This window comes from Myxococcus sp. SDU36, from assembly GCF_030168875.1.
Taxonomy (GTDB): Bacteria; Myxococcota; Myxococcia; order Myxococcales; family Myxococcaceae; genus Myxococcus; species Myxococcus vastator.
The window spans coordinates 3,815,290-3,836,341 of sequence record NZ_CP077414.1 but is presented as its reverse complement, the minus strand read 5'-3'; the positions used below and the strand labels follow the sequence as shown (position 1 = coordinate 3,836,341).

General features: G+C 70.3%; 12 protein-coding genes. 6 read left to right on the top strand and 6 right to left on the bottom strand.

Features of this window, described 5'->3' with window-relative positions:
- Positions 1 to 46 precede the first annotated feature (46 nt).
- The 4 genes from tnpC to KGD87_RS14925 form a co-directional block, all read right to left on the bottom strand.
- Positions 47 to 1,549, bottom strand: coding sequence for an IS66 family transposase (tnpC, locus tag KGD87_RS14940; RefSeq protein WP_284664471.1), 1,503 nt, complete (start codon positions 1,547 to 1,549; stop codon positions 47 to 49).
- Between the two features lie 179 nt (positions 1,550 to 1,728).
- Positions 1,729 to 2,739 (bottom strand): ribonucleotide-diphosphate reductase subunit beta, encoded by a 1,011-nt coding sequence (locus KGD87_RS14935; protein ID WP_284668092.1) that lies wholly within the window; start codon positions 2,737 to 2,739, stop codon positions 1,729 to 1,731.
- A gap of 76 nt (positions 2,740 to 2,815) precedes the next feature.
- A complete protein-coding gene (locus KGD87_RS14930; protein WP_284668091.1) occupies positions 2,816 to 5,332 on the bottom strand; it encodes a ribonucleoside-diphosphate reductase subunit alpha in 2,517 nt (838 codons plus the stop codon).
- Positions 5,333 to 5,770: 438 nt separating this feature from the next.
- The gene (locus KGD87_RS14925; protein WP_284668090.1) at positions 5,771 to 6,610 is read right to left on the bottom strand and encodes an IF-2 protein; all 840 of its coding nucleotides are present in this window, start codon (positions 6,608 to 6,610) and stop codon (positions 5,771 to 5,773) included.
- A 104-nt stretch (positions 6,611 to 6,714) separates the two neighbouring features.
- Here KGD87_RS14925 and KGD87_RS14920 point away from each other — a divergent pair, with 104 nt between their 5' ends.
- Genes KGD87_RS14920 through KGD87_RS14905 form a run of 4 tightly spaced genes read left to right on the top strand, consistent with a single transcriptional unit; the run spans position 6,715 to position 17,046 of the window.
- On the top strand, positions 6,715 to 12,762 hold the full coding sequence (locus tag KGD87_RS14920) for a methyltransferase domain-containing protein (protein ID WP_284668089.1): 6,048 nt from the start codon (positions 6,715 to 6,717) through the stop codon (positions 12,760 to 12,762).
- Positions 12,763 to 12,786: 24 nt separating this feature from the next.
- Positions 12,787 to 13,638: a diaminopimelate epimerase gene (dapF, locus tag KGD87_RS14915; protein ID WP_284668088.1), complete on the top strand. Its 852-nt coding sequence runs from the start codon at positions 12,787 to 12,789 to the stop codon at positions 13,636 to 13,638.
- A 38-nt stretch (positions 13,639 to 13,676) separates the two neighbouring features.
- Entirely contained in the window at positions 13,677 to 15,527 is a 1,851-nt protein-coding gene (locus KGD87_RS14910) for a GGDEF domain-containing response regulator (RefSeq protein WP_284668087.1), read from the top strand.
- Positions 15,528 to 15,546: 19 nt separating this feature from the next.
- Positions 15,547 to 17,046: a DUF4388 domain-containing protein gene (locus KGD87_RS14905; protein ID WP_284668086.1), complete on the top strand. Its 1,500-nt coding sequence runs from the start codon at positions 15,547 to 15,549 to the stop codon at positions 17,044 to 17,046.
- 25 nt (positions 17,047 to 17,071) lie between these two features.
- Here the strand turns inward: KGD87_RS14905 and KGD87_RS14900 are convergent, their stop codons facing one another.
- Complete coding sequence (locus KGD87_RS14900; protein ID WP_284668084.1) at positions 17,072 to 17,464, bottom strand: DUF3592 domain-containing protein; 393 nt, start codon at positions 17,462 to 17,464, stop codon at positions 17,072 to 17,074.
- Between the two features lie 500 nt (positions 17,465 to 17,964).
- Positions 17,965 to 18,738, bottom strand: coding sequence for an alpha/beta hydrolase (locus tag KGD87_RS14895; protein ID WP_284668083.1), 774 nt, complete (start codon positions 18,736 to 18,738; stop codon positions 17,965 to 17,967).
- A 168-nt stretch (positions 18,739 to 18,906) separates the two neighbouring features.
- Here KGD87_RS14895 and KGD87_RS14890 point away from each other — a divergent pair, with 168 nt between their 5' ends.
- Together KGD87_RS14890 and KGD87_RS14885 are read left to right on the top strand one after the other, a co-directional pair.
- Positions 18,907 to 20,520, top strand: coding sequence for a sigma 54-interacting transcriptional regulator (locus tag KGD87_RS14890; protein WP_284668082.1), 1,614 nt, complete (start codon positions 18,907 to 18,909; stop codon positions 20,518 to 20,520).
- Between the two features lie 184 nt (positions 20,521 to 20,704).
- The gene (locus KGD87_RS14885; RefSeq protein ID WP_284668081.1) at positions 20,705 to 21,052 is read left to right on the top strand and encodes a hypothetical protein; all 348 of its coding nucleotides are present in this window, start codon (positions 20,705 to 20,707) and stop codon (positions 21,050 to 21,052) included.

The window sequence follows — 21,052 nt, the reverse complement described above, 5'->3', positions numbered from 1 at the left end:
CTCCGAAACGCCCGTGGTGGAAGTTCTGGTGTAACCGTTCACCGACTCATGCTGCGTGCGCGGGCTGAGGGACTTCCGCAAGGGGAAGCAGCGAGGGAGGCGGCAGGCTCCGGCGGTGCGTGCGCAGCGTGTCCGTGAGGAAGTCCAGTACGCCCCGCTCTTGCAGTTTGAGCGTGGTGACGGCGGTGAAGATGCGCTCGACGAAGCAGCTGCCCTCGGGGCCTTGCGTCCCGAATGACGTCTTGCGGTACATGACGGCGTGGCGGATGCACTGCTCGCCGAAGTTGTTCGTCGGCTCGATGTCGGGCACGTCGACAAAGGTCCAGAGGCACTCCTCCAGTTTGAGGATTTCTCGTGCCATGCCCGCCGTCTTCTTCTCCGCGCGTACCTCGGCCTCACGCAGCAGTCGGCCCACCGTGCGTCGTACCTTCTTCATCCGCTGCTCGAAGTCTTCTCGAGCCAGCGTCCCATCGCGCACCCGGTGCCACCACTTGAAGAAGCGGTGGCGCTCGCGCATCAACCGCTCGCCAATGCGGCAGCCTTCGCCTCCGCGGTCGATGAAGCCTTGAAAGTCGCGCGTTAAATGGCTCCAGCAGAGTTGGCGCAGGCCCTTGTCATACCAGTCATACCCGGCCCACCTGTCCGTGGTGAGGAAGCCCAGGAAGCCCTCCCCCAGCAGGGCTTGGGCCACCTTGCCGCCACGACTCCGCGCGATGTGGAACACCACCACCAAGGCCGTGGCGACCACCCACAACCAGGCACGATGGCCCCGGCCATCCTTGCGCCCCTCCACCCATCCCGTCTCGTCCGCGTGGGCCTCGTCGGCCGCCTGCACATATGCGAGGGCCTCGGCCACCGCTGGGGCCAATGCGTCCGTCATCTCCCCTTCGAGATTCACCACGCTGCCCACCGACAAGTCCACGCCTACCATGTCCGAGAGGGCATCCTTCACCAGTCGTTTGGACAGCCGGTACTTGCCTACCAGCAGACTGGCCAGCGCCCCCAGCCTGTCTCCGAAAGCGCTGCGGGCGTGCGCCGGCACCGGCTGGCGCGTCAGCGTGCCGCACGCGCGGCACTCCAGGGCGTGGCTGCGGTACTCGGTGACGACGGCCGACAACGGCGGCACTTCCACTACCTGGTGGCGGCGCGGCTCGCAGTCTCTGCCCTCCAACCGGTGCCCGCAGCCTTGGCACTCCTTGGGCACCAACTCGACGACGTGCTGCACGGCTTCGGGCGGCAGGAGACTTCGCTCATGTTTCTTGTGCCCTGGCTGACCACCGGGGCGGCGGCCCGTGGGCTTCTTCAGCGGGCGCGGCGTGCCGGGGGCGTCCGCGGAGGGGGGCTTCGAGGAGTTGCTCGAATTGAGATTCAGCCGCTCCTTCAACTGCCGGTTCTCCTCGCGCAGCTGCCGGTTCTCCTCGCGCAGCTGCCGGTTCTCCTCGCGCAACCGCCGATTCTCCTCCTCCAGGTGCGCGATGCGCCCCAGCGCCGCTTCCAGCAGCGCCTCCAGCTTCGCAATCCGCGCGTCCCGGGGGTCGAGTTCCGCCACGAGTGGCGGTGTGTCACGCCGCGGCCAACACCGTCGAGCGCCGTCCCGCCCACCGTCCGCTGCCCCGATGTCTCTTCAAGCAGGCACCAGCCGGTGAACGGTTACGTTCTGGTGAGCCTTACGCATTGCCATCGACCAGGGCGCCTGAAACCGCGCCCCGGGACACAGCGCACAGCGACTCAGAACGCCGCGTCGAGGACTACGTCGGTCGCCGCGCCAACCCCCACGGCCACCTGGTACGACGACACGCGGCGCTCGAAGAAGTTCGTGAGCTCCTGCACGTCCTGCAGGTCCATGAAGTGCAGCGGGTTCTTCGTGCCGAACACCGGCGTCATGCCCAGCATCTGGAGCCGTTGGTCCGCCACGTACTCCAGGTATCCGCGCATGTCCTGCACGGACAGGCCCATGACGCCGCCGCTCAGCAGGTCCTGGGCGAACTGAATCTCGCACTCCACGGCCTCGCGGAGCATCGCCACCACGTCGCGCTCCATCTGCGCGTCGAAGAGGTCCGGCTCCTCCTTGCGCGCCACATGGATGGCCTCGTAAGCAAAGGCCATGTGCGCGCTCTCGTCTCGGAACACCCAGTTGGTGCCCGCCGCCAGGCCGTTCAGCAGGCCCTTGCTGCGCAGGAAGTACACGTAGGCGAAGGCCGCGAAGAAGAAGAGCCCTTCAATGCAGCCCGCGAAGCAGATGAGGTTCAGCAGGAACTGCCGCCGGTCCTGCTTCGTCTGCAGCGTGTCCATCCCCTGGATGCTGTCCATCCACTTCATGCAGAAGCGCGCCTTGCGCTGGATGGAGGGGATGTTGTCGATGGCGGCGAAGGCCCTCGCCCGCTCGGCCTGGTCCGGCACGTAGGTGTCCAGCAGCGTCAGGTAGAACTGGACGTGCAGCGCCTCCTCGTAGAGCTGGCGCGACAGGTACATCCGCGCCTCGGGCGCGTTCAGGTGCTTGTAGAGGTTCAGCACCAGGTTGTTGCCGACGATGCTGTCTCCCGTCGCGAAGAACGCCACCAGCCGGTGGATGAGGTGGCGCTCCGCGTCCGTCATCTTCGAGCGCAGGTCCACCAGGTCCGTGGAGAAGTCCACCTCCTCCACGGTCCAGGTGTTCTTGATGGCGTTCCGGTACATCTCGAAGAACTGCGGATACGCCATCGGGCGCAGCGTGAGATTCAGGCCAGGGTTCAACAGCATTGCTTCCGTGCTCCTCGCGCTGCGGCGCGGTGTCTCAGACGTTCTTCTTCAAGCCAAACCGTCAGCGTCCCCAGGCCTACTGGCAGGCCTCGCACGCCTCGGGGTTCTCCAGCGAGCAGGCCACCGCCTCGGCCTCGGTCGCCTTCGCCACCGGAGCAGGGGTCGCCGACGCCATGCTGGCGCCACCCCCCGTGCCCACCGTGGCCTTGGCGATCCGCGTCGCCGGGCGTGAGCGCAGGTAGTACGTGGTCTTCAGGCCCTTCTGCCACGCGTAGAAGTACATCGAGGACAGCTTCCCGATGTTCGGCGTCTCGACGAAGAGGTTGAGCGACTGGCTCTGGTCGATGAACGCCCCGCGGTCCGCGCCCATGTCCAGCAGCGCGCGCATCGGCAGCTCCCACGCCGTGCGGTACACCGTGCGGAGGTTCTCCGGCAGCTCGGTGATGTCCTGCACGCTGCCTTCCGCCATCTTGATGCGGTTGCGGATGTTCTCGTTCCACAGCCCCAGCGCCTGGAGGTCCCGCACCAGGTAGCGGTTCACCTGGAGGAAGTCACCCGACAGCGTCTCGCGCTTGAACAGGTTCGACACCTGCGGCTCGATGCACTCGTAGCAGCCGACGATGGACGCAATCGTCGCCGTGGGCGCAATCGCAATCATCAGCGAGTTGCGCAGGCCGTGCTTCATGATGCGCTGGCGCAGCGCGTCCCAGCGCGCCGTGTCCTCGGGCACCACGCCCCAGTGGTCGAACTGGAGCTCGCCCTTGGCCGCCCGCGTCTCCGGGAAGGACTCGTGCGCGCCGTACTGCTCGGCCAGCTCGCACGACGTGGTCAGCGCCGCGAAGTAGATCTCCTCCGAAATCTTCTTCGACAGCGCGCGCGCCTCCGCCGAGTCGAAGGCCAGCTTGAGCTGGAAGAAGACGTCCTGCAGGCCCATCAGGCCCAGGCCCACCGGGCGCCAGCGCTTGTTGGACGCCGCCGCCGCGGTGATGGGGTAGTAGTTCAGGTCGATGACGCGGTCGAGCTGCCGCATCGCGAGCTGGGCGTTGACGCGCAGCCGGTCGAAGTCGAACTTCCCGTCCACCAGCATCCGGCTCAGGTTCAGCGAGCCCAGGTTGCACACCGCCGTCTCACCCTGGCTCGTCACCTCCAGGATTTCGGTGCACAGGTTGGACAGGTGGATGACGTTGCCGGCCTTGCCCGTCTGGTTGCTCTTGCGGTTGCTGATGTCCTTGAAGGTCATCCAACCGTTCCCCGTCTGCGCCAGGCACTTCATCATCCGGGCGTAGAGGTCACGCGCCTTCACCTTGCGCATGGCCAGGCCGTCGGCTTCGGCCTTCGCGTAGGCCTGCTCGAAGGCGTCGCCGTACAGGTCCGTGAGGTGGGGGACGCGCTTGGGGTCGAACAGGCTCCAGTCGCCGTCCGCCTCCACGCGCTTCATGAAGAGGTCCGGCACCCAGTTGGCCAGGTTCAGGTTGTGCGTGCGGCGCGCGTCGTCGCCGGTGTTCTCACGCAGCTCCAGGAAGTCCTCGATGTCCGCGTGCCACGTCTCCAGGTACACGCAGCACGCGCCCTTGCGCTTGCCACCCTGGTTCACCGCCGCCACGGAGGCGTCCAGCGTCTTCAGCCAGGGGACGATGCCGTTGGAGTGCCCGTTGGTGGACTTGATGAGCGAGCCGCGCGCGCGCACCCGGTGGTACGCCACGCCGATGCCGCCGGAGAACTTCGACAGCATCGCGATGTCCGAGTACTTCTTGTAGATGGCGTCCAGCTCGTCCGCGGGCGAGTCCAGCAGGAAGCAGCTCGACAACTGCTCGTGGCGCGTCCCCGAGTTGAACAGGGTGGGGGAGCTGGGCAGGTACTCCAGCGAGCTGAACAGCCGGTACAGCTCGATGGCCTCATTCACGTTGTCGCCGCTGAGCGCGCTGGCCACGCGGAGGAAGAACTCCTGCGGCGTCTCCAGCACCTCGCGCGTCTGCGGGTTCTTCAGCAGGTACCTGTCGTAGACGGTGCGCAGGCCGAAGTACTCGAAGAGGTCGTTGCGCGACGGGTCGATGGCCGCGTTGAGCTTGCGCGCGTTGGCCTGGACGAACTGGAGCAGCCGGTCCGCGATGAGGCCGTGCTTGTGGCCCGCCGCGACGGACTGGCTGAAGGAGTGGATGTCCTGGTTGCTGACCTCCTTCTGGATGAAGGTGGCCAGCAGGCGCGCGGAGAGGCGGCCGTACTCGGGCTCCTCCACGATGAGGGCGGCGGCCGTCTGGATGGAGAGGCTGTCCAGCTCGCGCGTCGTCGCGCCGTCATACAGGCCGGAGATGGTCTTGGTGGCCACGCGCATCGCGTCCACGCGGGGCAGGCCCACGCACGAGCGGCCCACGGCGCGGACAATCTTGTTGAGGTCCACCGTCTCCGTGCCGCCGTTGCGCTTGCGCACCCGCATGGAGGTCGCGCTGAAGTCGCCCGCCGTGGGCTCGGAAGCAACCGCGCCCGAGGCAGCGGCGCCCGTCGGCGCTGTCGTCGTCGCCGGCGTGGACGGACCGGAGGAGACGGGCGGGACAGACATGTTGGCGGAAGGCTTCACGGGCGTATCGAAGTTCACGAGCGGCTCACTCCAGACAAAAGCAGGGCGCTTCGGACAGACACGAGGCCTGGCCAGGGAAGCGGGATTCCCCACCACGTTACTGGAAAATTGTTCAGGTGAATCCCGTTCCGGCGGGACGGGACTAGCGGCTGGAATCGACGGCGTGTCTGGGGGGATTTATCGGCCAGACCGATGTTGTAAGCAAGAAACCCACAATCCCTCCTCTTCCCCGCTCCCAGCCACATCGGCTGGTGGGGCGCCATCGACCAGCCACAAGCTATGGGGGGGTATCGGACCTGTCAACGCGAGATCTAGTGCCTGGCCCGGCATGGCCCGTGCAATCTATGATCGATCTCCGAGCCGATCTCGCAGTCGTTCGGTGAACAGTGCGTGACCCCTCCCAGGAACGTGGAGTGTGGGCCTCCTGGAATCCACCGTGGACGGTCAGAAAGGGCCCTACGGAGGGGTTGGAACCACACCACCCGCATCCGTCCCGGTGGGGGCCTGGGGGGCCTCGTCCAGGGCCTCCCCGGTGGCCTCTGGCTGCGCCGCGGGGGCCGGGGGCGGCGCCGCGGTGGGGGCGGGCTGCGGCGCGGCCTGGGGCGGCGTCTGGGGGGCCGCCTGGGGGCCGCTGAGGGTGTGCACGGCGCGCCGCAGCGAGTCCTCCAGCTCCCGGGCCGGCGGGGCCACGGCGGCCATCATCTGGTTGGCGCTGCGCGCGTGGCGGCTCTGGCTCTCCGCGGCCAGCTTGAGCTGGGTGAGGGCCTCGCTGACCAGCCGGCGGGCGTCCTCCAGCTTCTGCCGGGCCTGGTAGTAGGCCACGTCCACCATGTGCTTCTGGAGCGTCAGGCGCTGCTCCTCGGTGATGCCGGAGAGCTTCTCCGCGCGGCGGAGGTAGTAGAGGCCCTGGTCGACCCGGGCCGGCTCGTCCGACGCGATGCGCGGCCGGGCCAGGCCCTCCAGGACGGGGAACAGGGCTTGGTCCAGCTCGTCCCGGTCGGTGAACTTGCGCGTCAGGAGCGCCGAGACGTCCTGGCCTTCGATGGAGACGGGCGCGTAGGCATCCGCCAGCCGCGGGTCCCCGGTCCGATAGGGCACGGCGCCCATGGGGGCGTTGCGGCCCTTCATCACCACCAGCTGCCCGTCATGGAGGGCCAGCGTGAAGGTGCGCGCGTTGAGCTGGGACAGCAGGAAGACGACCACGCCGCCCAGGCCCAGGATGAGAGTGAAGATGATCAGCCGCGTGAAGGTCCGCCGCGCCCGATAGCCGAATCCCTGTTGTGCCGTTTCGTTCATGTCGCCTGCCCTCCTGACGTGCGAGCGCGAGGCCCAGCTCCGGCCCCGGCGCTTAACTTGGGGCACGCTTGCCCGGGGGTATACTCCCACTCCCGAACACACCGATGCACCACACATTCCGCCGCTTGGGGCCCAGCGAGCTGCTGCCCCGCTACATTTTCGCGGAGAGCCTCTTCGCCCGTCGACGGGTTTTGGAAGTCGATGCGGTGGCCTCCACCGGGGGCGAGAGCGCGCGCTTCCTCGTGGAGCGAGGCGCGCGCGCGGTCGTGTCGTGCGACAAGGATGTAGCGGCCGTCGAGGCCGCGCAAAAGGCGCACGGCGGTCCCGCCTTGCGCTACCGGGCCAACGTCTACGACGACTTCGAGTCGGGCAGCTTCGATGTGGTGCTCGTCGCCGACCTGGCGCCCTACGTGAAGGCGCCGGAGCTGCTGGCGGAGCTGGCGCGGCTGGTGACGAAGCAGGGCTTCCTCGTGGGCGGCTTGCGCAACGTCGCGGGGCTCGCGCTGCCCCAGTTGCTGGAGGCCGAGGAGGGCGTGCCGCCCACCTATGGTCAGCTCCTGGACGCCCTGTCGGTTCACTTCGCCCAGGTGGAGGTGGCCACCCAGTCCCCGGTGCTGGGCTACCAGCTCGCCTTCGAGCGCGGTGAAGGGCTCCAGGTGGACGGCACCCTGGTGAATCACAGCGAGGCCGCCTACTTCCTGGTGGTGGCGGGGCAGGACCCGGCGCGCGTGGTGGACCCGACGTGGGTGCAGCTGCCTCCCGAGCCGCTGGCCTTCACGCGCGGCAAGCTGGATGAGGTGGTGGCGCGCGCGAAGTCCTGGGAGGAGCGCAGCGGCCGGTTGAAGGAGGCGCTGACGAAGCTCCGCGCGGAGCTGACGGACCGGGAGGCGGAGGCGGCGTCGCTGCGTCCCTCCTTGGAGACGGCCCGGGATGAGGTGGCCCGGCTCACCGCGCAGTTGGAGCAGGCGCGGGGCAGCCAGGAGGCGCAGCGCGAGCGGGATGATTTGTCCGGCAAGCTGCGCCGCCGCGAGCTGGAGCTCCAGGTGGCGCAGGAGCGGCAGGCCGACGCGGACCGACGGCTGGCGGCGCAGCGGCTGGAGGTGGAGGCCGCGCAGCGCTCCCAGGCGGACGCGGGCGTGCAGGTGCTGGCGGCCCAGGAGTCGCTGCGGCTGGAGCGCGCTCGCCGGGAGGAGACGGCGGCCTCACTGGAGGAGGCTCGCGAGCGGCTGACGCAGGCGTACACGCAGGTGCGGGACCTCCAGGAGGAGCAGTCCACGCTGCGCATCGAGCGTGAGCGGGACCGGCTGTCGGCCGAGCGCGCCGTGGAGCAGTCCGAGGACCGCCGGCGGGCCGCGGAGGCCGCGCGCGAGCGGGAGCTGCGCATCGCGGAGCAGTACTCGGCGGCCCTGGCGGCCGTGGAGCACCTGAAGGCCGAGGCGGCGCGGGCGGCGGAGACGTCCCGGGACGCGGGCGCCGCCGTCTCCGTGAAGGACGCGGAGCTGGCGCGCACGGCTCGGGAGCTGGTGGACGCCCGGCAGCGGACGGCCTCGGCGGAGGGGGCTCGGAAGGACGCGGAGTCGCGGCTGGAGTCGCTTCAGGCGGAGGTCCGGGGCCTGGAGACGGAGCTGGCCGCCGCTCGCGAGTCGCAGTCCCGCCTGGGCCAGGAGGTGGAGGCCCTGACGCACGCGGAGGCCTCCGCGCGCGCCACGGCGCAGAAGTGGGAGGAGTCGCTTCATCAGGCCTCGCAGCGGCTGGAGGCGCTGGAGGCGGAGCGCGCTCGGACCGAGGAGCGTCTGGGGCAGGCGCTGGAGACGGAGCGCGAGCTGGAGGACGCGCGGGCTCGGGCGACGGCGCTGGAGCGGCAGGTCCTCGATGAGGTCTCCGCGAAGGGCGAGGTCGAGGCCCGGCGGCAGGAGCTGGCGGAGGAGCGCGCGGCCCTGGTCCGGCGCGTGGTGGAGCTGGAGGCCGAAGCTTCCTCGCACGCTCGGACGGGGCGGCAGTCCTCGGAGCGCGCGGCGGAGCTGGAGGCCGCGCTTCAGGCCGCTCGCGAGGAGCTGGAGTCCGCGCACCAGGAATGGCAGGTGTCGGAGGCGCAGCTCGGGCGCGCTCGCGGGGAGCTGGACTCGGAGCGTGAGGCCCGGGCCGCGGTGGAAGAGGCGCTGCGGCTGGCGCGTGGGAAGCTGGAGGGCGCGGCGCAGCGGCTGACGGAGGCCGAGGCCACGCTCTCGCGGACCCGTGAGGCGCTGGACGCGGAGGTTGCTCGGCGCGCGGACCTGGAGACCTCCCTGGCGGAGGTCCGGAGCTCGCTGGACTCGGAGCAGGAGGGGCGGGCGCGGGCGTTGGAGGCGCTGCGCGCGCAGCTCGAGGCCGAGCAGGCGCGGCGCGGCGAGGCCGAGGCGACGCTCGTTGAGACTCGTGCTGGGCTGGAGGAGGCTCGCCAGACGCTGACCCAGGTGCGAGCCGCGCTGGCTTCCGAGGAGGAGCGGCGCGCGCGGTGGGAGGCGGCGCTCGGGGATGCGCAGGCGCAGCTTCAAGTGGAGGGGCAGGAGCGCGTCCGGCTGGAGGCGGCGCTCACCGCGGAGGCGGAGCGGCGGGCTCAGGCGGAGGATTCTCTTGTAGGGGTTCAGGCTCGCCTGGATGAGGCGCTGGCGCTGCGCGCACGGGCCGAGGCGGAGCTGGTTTCGGCTCAGGATGCGCTGGCCCGGCACGAGGCTCGGGGCCAGACGGCGCTTGCTTCCGAACGTGAAGAGCGGGAGCGGCTGGCCGCGGAGCTCACCGCGATGCGGGAGCGGGCCTTTGGCGCGGACGAGGTCGTCACCCGGCTTCAGGCCGAGGCGGCTGCGGAGCGGGAAGAGCGTGTCCGGGCGCAGGAGGCGCTCGCCCAGGCTCGCACGGACCTGGACGTCGAACGCCAGGGGCGCGGCGAGGGCGAGGCCGAGCTGGCTCGCATGCAGGGCCTGCTTGGGGTGGAGCAGCAGGCCCGCTCGGGGGCGGAAGCCGCGCTGGCCCAGCTCCGGGCGACGCTCGGGGCGGAACAGCAGTCGCTGGCCGATGCCGAAGCCTCCCTGGCCGAGGCGCGCGCGGCGCTGACGGCGGAACAGCAGACGCGCGCTGAGACGGAAGCCGTGCTGGCGGAGTCGCGCGAGGCGTTCGCGGCGGAGCAGCAGGTTCGGGTGGAGACTTCGTCTGCCCTGGCCCAGGCCCGTGAGGTGCTGGCGGCGGAGCAGCAGGCTCGTTCGGAGACTGAGGCCGTTCTGGCACAGGCTCGCGAGGCGTTCGCGGCGGAGCAGCAGGCTCGCGCCGAGACCGAGGCCATGTTGGCTCAGTCTCGCGAGGCGTTCACGGCGGAGCAGCAGGCTCGCGCCGAGACCGAGGCCCTGTTGGCTCAGTCTCGCGAGGCGTTCGCGACGGAGCAGCAGGCTCGTTCGGAGATCGAGGCCATGTTGGCTCAGTCTCGCGAGGCGTTCACGGCGGAGCAGCAGGCTCGCGCGGAAACTGAATCCATTTTGGCTCAGGCTCGCGCGGCGCTGACGGCGGATCAGCAGGCCCGTGCCGAGCTTGAGACGGCCCTGTCGCAGTCGCGTGAGTCGCTGACGGCGGAACAGCAGACGCTCATCGAGCTTGAGACCGCCCTGGCGCGGTCTCGTGAAACGCTCACCGTGGAGCAGCATGCCCGGAGCGAAGCTGTGTCCGCGCTCACGGCGGAGCAGCAGGCTCGCGCGGCCATCGAGGCAGCCCTGGCCCAGGCCCGTGAGGCGCTGGAGGCGGAGCAGCAGGCTCGCGCCCAGGCCGAGTCTGCTTTGTCGCAGTCTCGTGCGACGCTCGAGGCCGAGCAGCAGACGCGCGCTGATACCGGTGCCGCGCTCGGACAGACTCGCTCGGCACTGGAGTCCGAACAGCAGGGCCGTGCCGAGGCCGAAGCCGCGTTGGTGCAGGCCCGCGCGTTGCTCGAAGCAGAGCAGCGCACGCGAGCCGATGCGGAGTCCGCGCTTCAAGCGCTGCGCACCGAGACGTCCGAGCGCGACCATTCCCGGCAGGAGCGACTGGCCGCCGCCGAACGTGTCATGGCCGAGCAGGAGCGCGCGCTCGAAGCGCAGCGCCTGGCGGCCGAGGCGCGCGAGCAGGAGCTGCGCGATACCGTGACGCGGCTGGAGTCGGAGCGGACGTGGGCGGAGGACACCGCGAAGGAACAGCGCTCGGCGTTGGAGTCCCGGCTCTCGGAGGCTCGCGAGGCGCAGGAGTCGGACGCGGCGCGTGCGGTCGCGTTGACTCAGTCCCTGGCGGACCTGGAGTCGGCCCGAAGCGCGGCGGATGCCCAGCTTGTTGAACGTGCGGGAATCATCGAGGCGCTGGAGACGCAGGTCACCCAACTGCGTGAACAGGTCGCGGAGCGTGAGGCGGAGGCGGGCCGTGCCAGTGAGGCCGCCACCGAGGCTCGCGAGGCGCTGACCCGGCAGGAAGCCGCCGCGCAGGAGCGGCTCTCTTCGGTCGAGCGTGCGCTGGACGACGCGCTTGCTCGGGCGGAGCGGCAACAGGGCGAAATCGAAGCGCTGGCGGCGGAACGAGACCGCGAACGGACGGCCTTGGCCGCCGCTCAGCAGGAGCTGGCGCACCTGGGCGCATCGAGGCAGGAGACCATGCGCCTGGGGGCTCAGCTCCAGCACGCAATGGCGGCCCTGCACGAGCGGGGCATGCACATCGCTCGGCTCGATGCCGAGTTGGTGGATGCACAGGACCGGCTCGCGGCGCAGCGGGAGAACGCCGAGTTGCTCATGGTGCAGCTCGAGACGGCGCGGCGCTTCGCGGGCAAGGCCACCGCGATGGAGAACTCGCTCGAAGCCGAGCGTGCCGCGCTGGAGACGCTGCGGAACGAGCTGGCCCGCGCGACAGAGGCCGCCGCCTCGGAGCAGGCGAGGGCGATTGCGCTGGAGGCCCAGCGCGCCGAACTTGAGGGGAAGCTCGCGGACGCCGTTGCGCGGTCCGACGCTCAGCGTGCAACGCTTGAAGCTCGACTCGCCGACGCTGACGAACGGGCCAACACGCTCCGCGCGGAGAAGGGGCAGCAGCTCGCGGAGGCTGCTGCTCGCACCGAGGCCGAACGCACGGCCCTGGAAGCTCAGTTGGCGGAAGTCACGGCCCACGCAGCAGCGCAGCGTGGCGAACTTGAGGCCCGGCTCGCGGAAACCGTGACCCACGCCGAGGCACAGCGCGTCGAGTCTGAGACCCGGCTGGCCGACCTCGATGCCCGATTCGAAGCACAGCAAGCGGACCTGGAATCGCGGCTCGCCGAGGCCACCGCGAGGTTCAACGCACAACTGGCGGAGGCCAGCGACCGCGCGGCCCAGGTCTCCGACACCGCGGACCGCGCCCAGGCCGACAGGGCCACGTTGGAATCCCACGTCGCCGAGCTCACGTCCCAGCTCGAAGTACTCCGCGCCGACCTGACCGCCGCCACGGCGCGGGCGGCCACGCTTCAGGCCGCCCAGGAGCGCCTCGCCCGCGCGGACTCCGACCGCGAGCGCCTCCAGTCCGACCTGTCCGTCGCCCGCGCCGCCCGGGTCCGCCTCGAGGGCCGCGTCACCGCCCTGGAAGCCGCGTCCACCGACGCCGTCCGAATCCTCGACGCCGAGCGCGCCGAGCGCACCCGCCTGGCCCAGGCGCTCGAAGTGGCCAGGCAGCAGCTCCAGCAGCACGACGGCAGCGCCGCGGGACAGCTCGCGTTGCTCCAGACGGAGCGCTCCCAGCTCGATGAACAGCGCCGGGGCCTCGAAGCCCAGCTCCAGTCCCAGAAGGCCCGCGTGGACGCGCTGGAGGCGGAGCGCACCGAGCTCCTGTCCACCGTGGAGTCCCTCAAGGTGTCCTCCCAGCCCGAGGACGTGCTGGAGCTGGCCGCGGAGCTGGAGCTCCTCCAATCCCTGGTGGAAGACCTCCAGCAGAAGCTCGCGGACCGCGAGGCCGAGCTGGCTTCCGCGCAGCGGCTGGCGGCTCGCGCGGACAGCCTCGCCCCACTGGACGCGCCCGAACCAGCCAGGAACGAGCTCGCCGGGACGGAGCAGGGCGCCAAGGCCCCGGCGCGGCGTCCCCGAGGCGCGGTGCCCGCGCTGGACCTGCCGCCCCAGAAATCTCCCCTGAAGCCGGACGAGCGCGAATAGCCGCTCGCGACTAGGATTGCGCCCGTGGAAGCTCGCGAGCGCATCTTCAAGTATCAGGGCCTGGGCAATGACTTCGTCGTGCTGGACCGGCGCGGCTCCGGCGAGGACATCGACGCCGCCACGTCGCGGTGGATGTGCGACCGGCGCCTGGGCATCGGCGGGGACGGCGTGCTGGCGCTGCTGCCCTCCGAGCGTGGCGTCGCCCGGATGGTCGTGCACAACGCGGACGGCAGCATCGCGGAGATGTGCGGCAACGGCCTGCGCTGCGCGGTGAAGTTCCTGGTGGATGACTCGGGCCAGACGCCGGGCCACCTCGACGTGGAGACCGGGGCCGGCGTGCTCACCTGCTACCCCGCGTATGGGGAAGGCGGCGTGGTGGCCGTGGACATCTCCATGGGCCCCGCCCGGCTGGTCGCCCCCAACCTGCCGTCAGGCGTCACCGGCCAGCCCTTCCTGGATGCCTTGGTGCCGGGCCATCCGCCCCTGCGCGCCTACGCGGTGAGCATGGGCAATCCCCACATGGTCCTCCTGGACCAGCCGCTGGAGAACGCCTCGCGCCTGGGGCCCCTGCTGGAGCAACACCCGTCCTTCCCGGACCGCACCAACGTGGAGTTCGTCCGTGTGGACTCGGACGGCCTCACCGTGGTGGTCTGGGAGCGAGGCTGCGGCCTCACCCAGGCCTGTGGGACGGGCGCCTGCGCGTCCGCCGTGGCCGCCGTGCTGGCCAACCGGCTCCCGGCCGAGGCCTGGCTGCGCGTCACCCTCCCAGGGGGGGACCTGCGCATCCGCGTCCCCGCCGACCTGTCCGACATCCGCCTCCGTGGACCGGTGGCCTTCGTCTTCGAGGGCGTTGTCGCGGTTCCCTCGGGCCGGTAACCTCCCGCGTTCCTCTCGCCCCCAGGTCAGAACGCGCCGTGGCCGGACCCATCCTCGTCGTCGACGACGACCTGTTCTTCCGTCAGCTCGCCAGCGACTTGCTCACGCATAGCGGGCATCGCGTGGTGGCCGTGGAGAACGCAACGCTCGCGCTCGAAGAGGCGGCCCGCACCTCGTTCGACCTGGTCATCACCGATGTGGTGATGCCGGGCGTGGACGGCTTCGCCCTCACCGCGCGCCTGCGCGAGCGGGACCCCGACCAGGAGGTCATCCTCGTCAGCCAGCGCACCGACATCCGCGGCTCGGAGGTGGCGCTGCGCTCGGGCGCGGCGGACTGCCTCACCAAGCCGGTGGACGCCAATGACATGTTGCTGGCCGTGGACCGGGCCCTGGAGCGCGCATCCCTGCGCCGCGAGCGGACGCAGCTTCGCGACGAGAACCTGGAGTTCGCCCGCTTCCACAACCTGCACCAGCGCTGCCTGGAGCTGCTGTCCCATCCCGACTTGGAGTGGCTCCAGGAGCGGCTCACCTCGGAGCTGGCGGCCATCTGCGACGCGCAGAGCGCCGCGCTGTGGGTGGTGGACGACCGGGGAGACCTGGTGCTGCGCGCCTACCGCGGGCTGTTGGACAGGCAGTTCCTCGCGGAGAAGATGAGCCCGGAGGGGCCGCTGTCCGGGCGGCTGCGGGAGGCCCAGCCGTGGATGGCCCGCGATGAGCGCTCGGCGGTGATGTACGTGCCCCTGGTGGCGTCGGGGGAAGTCGTCGGACTGGCGCAGCTCTCCGACCCGCTGTCGGGGGACTTCCGGCCCGAGCACACGCGCGATGCCCGCGTGCTGGGTGACTTCGCGGCGGTGGGCCTGAAGAACGGCCGGAAGATGCTCGCGCTCCAGCGCCTGGGCCTGAGGGACCGCGAGACGGCGGCGTACAACCTCAGCTACTTCACCGACTACGCGTCCAAGGAAATCTACAAGGCCCGGCGCTACGGGCGGACGTTCTCCCTGCTGACCTTCTCCATCGACAACCTGCCGCTGGTGCGCGTGCGCCAGGGCGCGGCGGACGCGAAGAAGGCAGTGCGCGGCATCATCAAGGCGCTCAGCAAAATCATCCGCGACTCGGACGTCATCGCGAAGGCGAGCGACCAGGAGTTCTACCTCCTGCTGCCGGAGACGGACTTCTTCGGGGCGCTGATGTTCGTGCGCCGCGCGGTGGCCGCCGTGCGCGAGGAGCCCGAGGCCATGGAGGTGGACCAGCGCCTCCCGCTGGCGCTGGTGGGCGGGGCCAGCACCTTCCCCAAGGACGGGGAGGACTTCGACGAGCTGGTGCACCGCTGCCGCCGCCGCATGGACGAGCGGCGCGCGTCGTTGCATCGCCGGCTGATGCTGGACGGGCTGCCCTTCTGGGACGAGGTGGACCTGCTGCTGGGCACGCCGAACAGCCCCCGGCTGCCGGTGGACGAGCGCTCCGAGCCGAGCCGCCGAGGCAAGGTGTCCGACGTCCTCTTCGACGAGCTCCAGGCGGAGATTGCCCGGGAGATGATGCGAGACCCGGGCTCGCGGGGCCTGCTGTACGTGGGCGGGCCGGAGATTCGCACGGACCTGAACATCGCCGCCGGGCTGGAGTCCGCGCCGCCCGACCTGTCGTCGCGCATCTACCTGCTGGGCCGCCGCGTCGACCTGGAGTCACACCCCGCGCTGACGCCCGTGTTCCTGGAAGGCGACGACCGCATCGCGCGGCACGAGTTCATCCTCTGGCTCTCCGAGAACGCGGCCTACGCGCTCATCCAGCGGCGGGGCCACGGCGCGACGTGGGGGTTCCACACCTCGGACACCGCGGTGGTGGACGGGCTCATCTCCAAGCTGCAGGCCGAATACGACCTGCAGCCCTACTGACACGAAGCGGAGCGCCACCGTGGCCCTGGTCCGGAAGATCCTCATCGCCGACCCCGACCTGGAGTCCGTGCGCTCGCTGTCACGCGCGCTGCGCACCAAGGGCTACCAGGTGCACTACGCGCCGGACGGCTCGCGGGCGCTGGAGGTGGCCGTGCTGCGCCACCCGGACCTCACGCTGTTCGACGAGGGCTGCCGGCTGCTGGACGCGCGCACCTTCATCCAGATTCTGCGCACCAACCCGCGCACCGAGGACATCCCGGTGGTGCTCACCACCTCGAGCTTCGAGTCGGACCGGCTGCGCGGCCTGCGGGACGGCTACCTGCGCAAGCCCTTCAACCTGGACGAGGTGCTCAGCCGCATCGAGCACATCTTCCGGCGCAGCGAGGCGGCGAAGGACCTCAAGAGCGAGCAGCAGGAAATCGAAGGCTCGCTCAGCCAGCTCAGCATCCCGGACTTGATGCAGCTGCTGGGCATGAACCGGCGCAGCGGCCGGCTGACGCTGGAGCGCGGCAACGACCGGGGTGAGATTTCCGTCGTCGAAGGCCGCCCGGTGAATGCGAAGCTGGGGCGCGTGGAAGGGGAGAAGGCCCTGTTCCGCCTGCTGGCGTGGGTGGATGGGACGTTCACCTTCTCTCCCGGCGGGAACACGGCGCGTCCGCGCATCAACCGCGGCATGGATGACTCGCTGCTGGAGGGCATGCGCCAGTCGGACGAGGTGAACCGGCTGATGCCCGGCCTGCCGCCGCGCCACACGCGGCTGATGCTGTCGCCGGACGCGGACCTGCAGGGAGACCAGCACCCGGTGACGCAGCAGGTGGTGGACCTGCTCCGCCAGCCACGCGCGCTGGGCGAGGTGCTGGACCTGGCGCCTGCCACGGATTTGGAGGTGCTCAACGTCCTCTCCACGCTCATGCAGCGGGGCGTGGCGAGGGCCGCGGACGGGGACGGCGTGGAGGCCGCGTCCGGTGAGCTGCTGGGCGCGGCGGAGGTGCACGCGCTGCGAGGCCGGATTCTCCGCACGCGGGCCCCCGCGAAGGTGGCCACCGCGAAGATCTTCGTGTGCGGCAGTGGCGCGAGCGCCGCCCGGCGCATCCTCGCCCGCATGCCCGGCATGGAGGCGCTGTCCGCCGAGCCCTCCGCCGTGAAGAGTGGTTTCGGCACGCTGGGGCGCCTGGTGCTCAGCGAGGTGCTGCGCCTGGACTTCTGCGTGCTGCCCCCCGCGGAGGCGGCGCGTCCGCTGTGGCGTCCCTTCACGGCGGGCGCCATGGGCGCGCTGCTGATGGACGTGGCCGAGCCCTCGGTGCGGCTCGCGCACTACCTGGCCTGGGAGGTCCGGATGCCGGTGGTGGTGGTGGGCGCGGAGGTCCCCGCCGCGTTGCAGGGGGCTCCCGCGGGGGCCCTGGGCGCGGCGGATGACCTGGCGGACGCGCTGCGCTCGCTGCTGGTCCAGGCGCTCAACCCGGCGCCCACGCTGCCCGGCGTGCCCCAGGTGCAGCGGGCCGCCGCGTCCATCGTATAGCGCGAGGCCGCGGCGGCGCGGAGGCTCACCCGTTCCACGATTTGAGGGGCCCCACGACGGCGATTCGCTGGGGGTTGTCCGGATCGACGCGCACTTCGAGCTGCAGGCCGCGCTTCACGGCGCCGGTGTTCCAATCATGCGTCCGGCTCATGAGCCGCACCGGGTACGGGCCATTGAATGGAATCTTCACGTCCAGCTCGAGCAGATAGAAGGAGCTCCCTTCGTAACTCAGCGCCGTGTGCGTCACGGTGATGATGGTGGCCTCCGCAACGAGGCCCGTGTGCCGGAGGTGGGCTCTCTTCGCTTCGGCCTGGACGAGGTAGTGGATGACGCCGAAATACGCGAGGAGCATCACCCCGGCGATGCCGCCGATCACCACGTATTCAATCCGGAGGAACTGCAGGAGCCCTTCGTCCACGAATCACCTCGGTGCGAGTGCCGCCGCTACGGGAAAGCGTCTTTTTAAGCGTCCACCGCGGTGGACGACAGGAAAGGACCTGTCAGGTGAGGCGTCGTGCGCACCGGGGAAGCGAAGTCCCCCAACCCATGGGATGCTCACGTCGTTTCCTCGGTGGATGAACCCAGCGCTCGGGCGTCCGCGGTCCTGGCCTCGGAGAAGCCAGTGGCTCCCGCGAGGAGGGCTTGGATGCTGTGGGGCCGCTGCTGCTCGACAGGCTCCAGGATGAAGGCCTTCCAATCATGCGCCCGGCTGCGGTGCTGCCGCCTGTAGGTGGGGCGGCCCGGCACCTTGAACTCCAGCAGGAAGTCGTAGACGCAACTTCTGTTGATCCGCGCATCGACGTGCGCTCCATCCGGAGGATGGTGGCCTCGCCGGCGGTTCCGTGCTCGCGGAGGCGCTGCGTCTGCACGTGCGAATAGAAGAAGTACCCCGCCACACACACCGGGTTGCCCGGCGTGTCACCCCAGCAGCCAGCGCATGGCCTCCGGCAGGCGCCGCTGCCAGTCCCGCTCGTGGTGCTCGCCGCCGGGGTCCAGCACCAGGCGCAGCTCGTGGTCCGCGTAGCCCAATGCCTGGAGGTGGCGGTGGAAGTCCCGCGTCGCCTCTCCGTAGCACATGACGTAGCCCACCGGGTCCACCGTCTCCGTGGCGCCCGCGTCCAGATAGATGCGCGTCCACCGCCGCGTGTGCGCCGACCATTCGGAGAACATCCGGTTCCAGCTCCACATCACGGACGGGGACAACGCGCCGATGCGGCCGAACAGCCCCGGATGTCGCTGCCCCAGGTGCAGGGAGATGAGGCCGCCCAGCGAGGCGCCCATCACCGCCGTCCACTCGGCGCCCTGGCGGACGCGGTACGTGCGTTCGATGTACGGCTTCAGCGTTTCAATGACGAAGCGCACATAGGGCTCGGCCCGGGCCGCCACGTTGCTTCGGGGCTCGTCCCACGGCGAGTACTCGGAGAGCCTGTCGTGCGTGGAGTCCACCGCGACGATGAGCCACGGCTCCACCTGGTGCTCCGCCACCAGCCGCTCCAGCGTGAGGTTGGCGCACCAGGTGTCGAAGAGCGCGGACTCCGGATGGGCGAACACGTTCTGCCCGTCCTGCATGTAGACGACGGGGAAGGACCTGTCAGGTGAGGCGTCATACGCATCGGGTGTGTAGATGCGGACGATGCGTGAGCGTCCCTCGTGCGGGGAAGCAAAGTCTCGGAGGATGTGGACGTGTCCCATGGGGTCCGGAAGTGGGCGGCTGCGAGGGGAGGATAGGTCGCGGCCCTGGCACCGGCCAGTTCCCCCAACCCATGGGATTCTCACGTCGTTTCCCCGGTGGATGAACCCAGCGCTCGGGCGTCCGGAGGTGTAGGCTCAACGGGTATCCCAGGACTCACACGAATACCCATGCAGCAGAAACTCGCCGCAGACATGTCGACCACCGCGGGCCGCGCGCAGGCCGGGCAGAGCCCGGTGGCGCTCTCCGTGCCCGCCCTGACGATTGTGTCCCATCCCCAGCCGCAGCGCATTGGCGAGCGGCTGCTCCTGGAGGTGCTCGCGTCCCAGGGGCGCACGGCGGCCCTGTCTCGCAACGCGCCGGACTTCTCCCGGCCCGGGGGGCTCATGGCCCTGCCGTTGGGAGACCCGTTCCTCAGCCGCAAGCCGGTGGAGTTCGAGCCCGGCCCGCGAGGGGGCCTCCGGATGCTGGTGCCAGAGGACGGCACCCAGGTGCGCGTGGCGAACGAGCCCGTCGTGGGCGGCCGGGAGTTCTCCCGCGAGGAGCTGTCCGCCGGGGTGCCGCTGGTGCTGGCCGACCGCGTGGTGCTGCTGCTCCACCTGGCCTCGTCCTTCCGTCAGCCGGGCGTGCTGGACCTGGGCATCGTCGGCCACGGTGAGGGCACCTACCGCGTGCGAGAGGACATCATCCGGGTGGCGGACCTCACCGTGCCGGTGCTCATCCGAGGCGAAACGGGCACGGGCAAGGAGCTGGTGGCGCGCGCCATCCACGCCAGTGGCCCCCGCCGCGCCGGGCCCTTCGTCAGCGTCAACCTGGGGGCGCTCTCCAAGGAACTGGTCGCCGCGGAGCTCTTCGGCGCGCAGCGCGGGGCCTATACGGGCGCCAGCCGGGACCGGGAGGGCTACTTCCGCGCCGCCGAGGGCGGGACGCTCTTCCTCGATGAGGTCGGCGAGGCGCCGCCCGAGGTCCAGGCCGCGCTGCTCCGCGTGCTGGAGACGGGCGAAATCTATCCGGTGGGAGGCCACACGCCGGTGCCCGTCGACGTCCGGCTGGTCTCCGCCACGGACGCGCATCTGGAGGCCCGCATCCAGGAGCGCACCTTCAAGGCCCCGCTGCTGCACCGGCTGGCCGGCTTCGAAATCCTGGTGCCTCCGCTGCGCGAGCGCCGCGAGGACGTGGGCCTGCTCTTCCACCACTTCGCTCGACAGGAGCTGGAGGCCATGGGGGAGGGCAGTCAGCTGACGTCCTCGGACGCGCGCGCCGAGCCCTGGCTGCCCGCGGCCCTGGCCGTCCGGCTGGTGCGCCATGCGTGGTCCGGCAACATCCGCCAGCTGCGCAACGTCACCCGTCAGCTCGTCATCGGTAGCCGGGGCACGCCGGGGCTGCGCGCCGATGCGCGGCTGGAGCAGGTGCTGGACGCGGACGCGCAGCCCGTCCCCGGGCGTCCGTTGACCGTGCGCACGGGAGACGAGGAGGGGGACGGCGCCAAGGCCCCGCGGCGCAAGCCCGCGGACGTGGGCGAGCAGGAGTTGCTGGAGGCCCTCCGCGCCTGCTCCTGGGACCTCAAGGCCACCGCGGACTGGCTGGGCATTCCCCGGCCGTCCGTCTACGTCCTCATCGACAAGAGCTCGCTGCTGCGCACCGCGCGGGACTTGAGTCCGGAGGAAATCACCCGCTGCTTCCACGAGTGCGAGGGTGACCTCGACCGGATGGTGCAGCGGCTGGAGGTCTCCAAGCGCGCGCTCCAACGACGGGTGCGGGAGCTGGGCCTCAGTGGTGGGTAGGGCTGGCTGACACGTCAACCCGAACCTGGTGGGTTCGGCTGACGCGTCCAGGTGCCTCCGGAAGATGTCACCCGACGCGTTCCTTCGAGCGCGCCCCGCGCCCGACCTGTTTGGTACGGTGCCTGCAGTTCAGTCACGACAGCAGTTCATCACCCGCCCCAGTGGGGCACAGGAGCCACGGCCCATGGCCATCGTCACCGTTGTCATCAAGAAGTCGGGGAACCTGAGCTACATCCCCAGCAACAAGGTCCGGCACGGGGATACCGTCCGCTTCTGGATCGACACGTCGAGTGGTGTCACCAGCGCGGTGGTGCAGCCTCCCACGTGCCTCGACGACACGGCCTCTATCTCCTTGGACAACTCCTCCAGCCTGCAGGAGACGAAGGACGACCCGGTCTCTGAGTCGGCCGCGGTCGGCACGTATCCGTTCACGGTGGAGGTCTCGCCCTCATCCGGGTCGTCGCGCCTGGGCAGCGAACTGGAGACGAAGAACGGCAACCTCGACGTGACGACGGACCCGCCGAAGCTCTAA

What these genes read in the sequence shown, in the direction of transcription:
- KGD87_RS14920 (WP_284668089.1), top strand. Translation starts at nt 6,715, where the DNA reads ATGCACCACACATTCCGCCGCTTGGGGCCCAGCGAGCTGCTGCCCCGC.
- KGD87_RS14890 (WP_284668082.1), top strand. Translation starts at nt 18,907, where the DNA reads ATGCAGCAGAAACTCGCCGCAGACATGTCGACCACCGCGGGCCGCGCG.
- KGD87_RS14925 (WP_284668090.1), bottom strand. Translation starts at nt 6,610, where the DNA reads ATGAACGAAACGGCACAACAGGGATTCGGCTATCGGGCGCGGCGGACC.
- KGD87_RS14935 (WP_284668092.1), bottom strand. Translation starts at nt 2,739, where the DNA reads ATGCTGTTGAACCCTGGCCTGAATCTCACGCTGCGCCCGATGGCGTAT.
- KGD87_RS14885 (WP_284668081.1), top strand. Translation starts at nt 20,705, where the DNA reads ATGGCCATCGTCACCGTTGTCATCAAGAAGTCGGGGAACCTGAGCTAC.
- KGD87_RS14895 (WP_284668083.1), bottom strand. Translation starts at nt 18,738, where the DNA reads ATGGGACACGTCCACATCCTCCGAGACTTTGCTTCCCCGCACGAGGGA.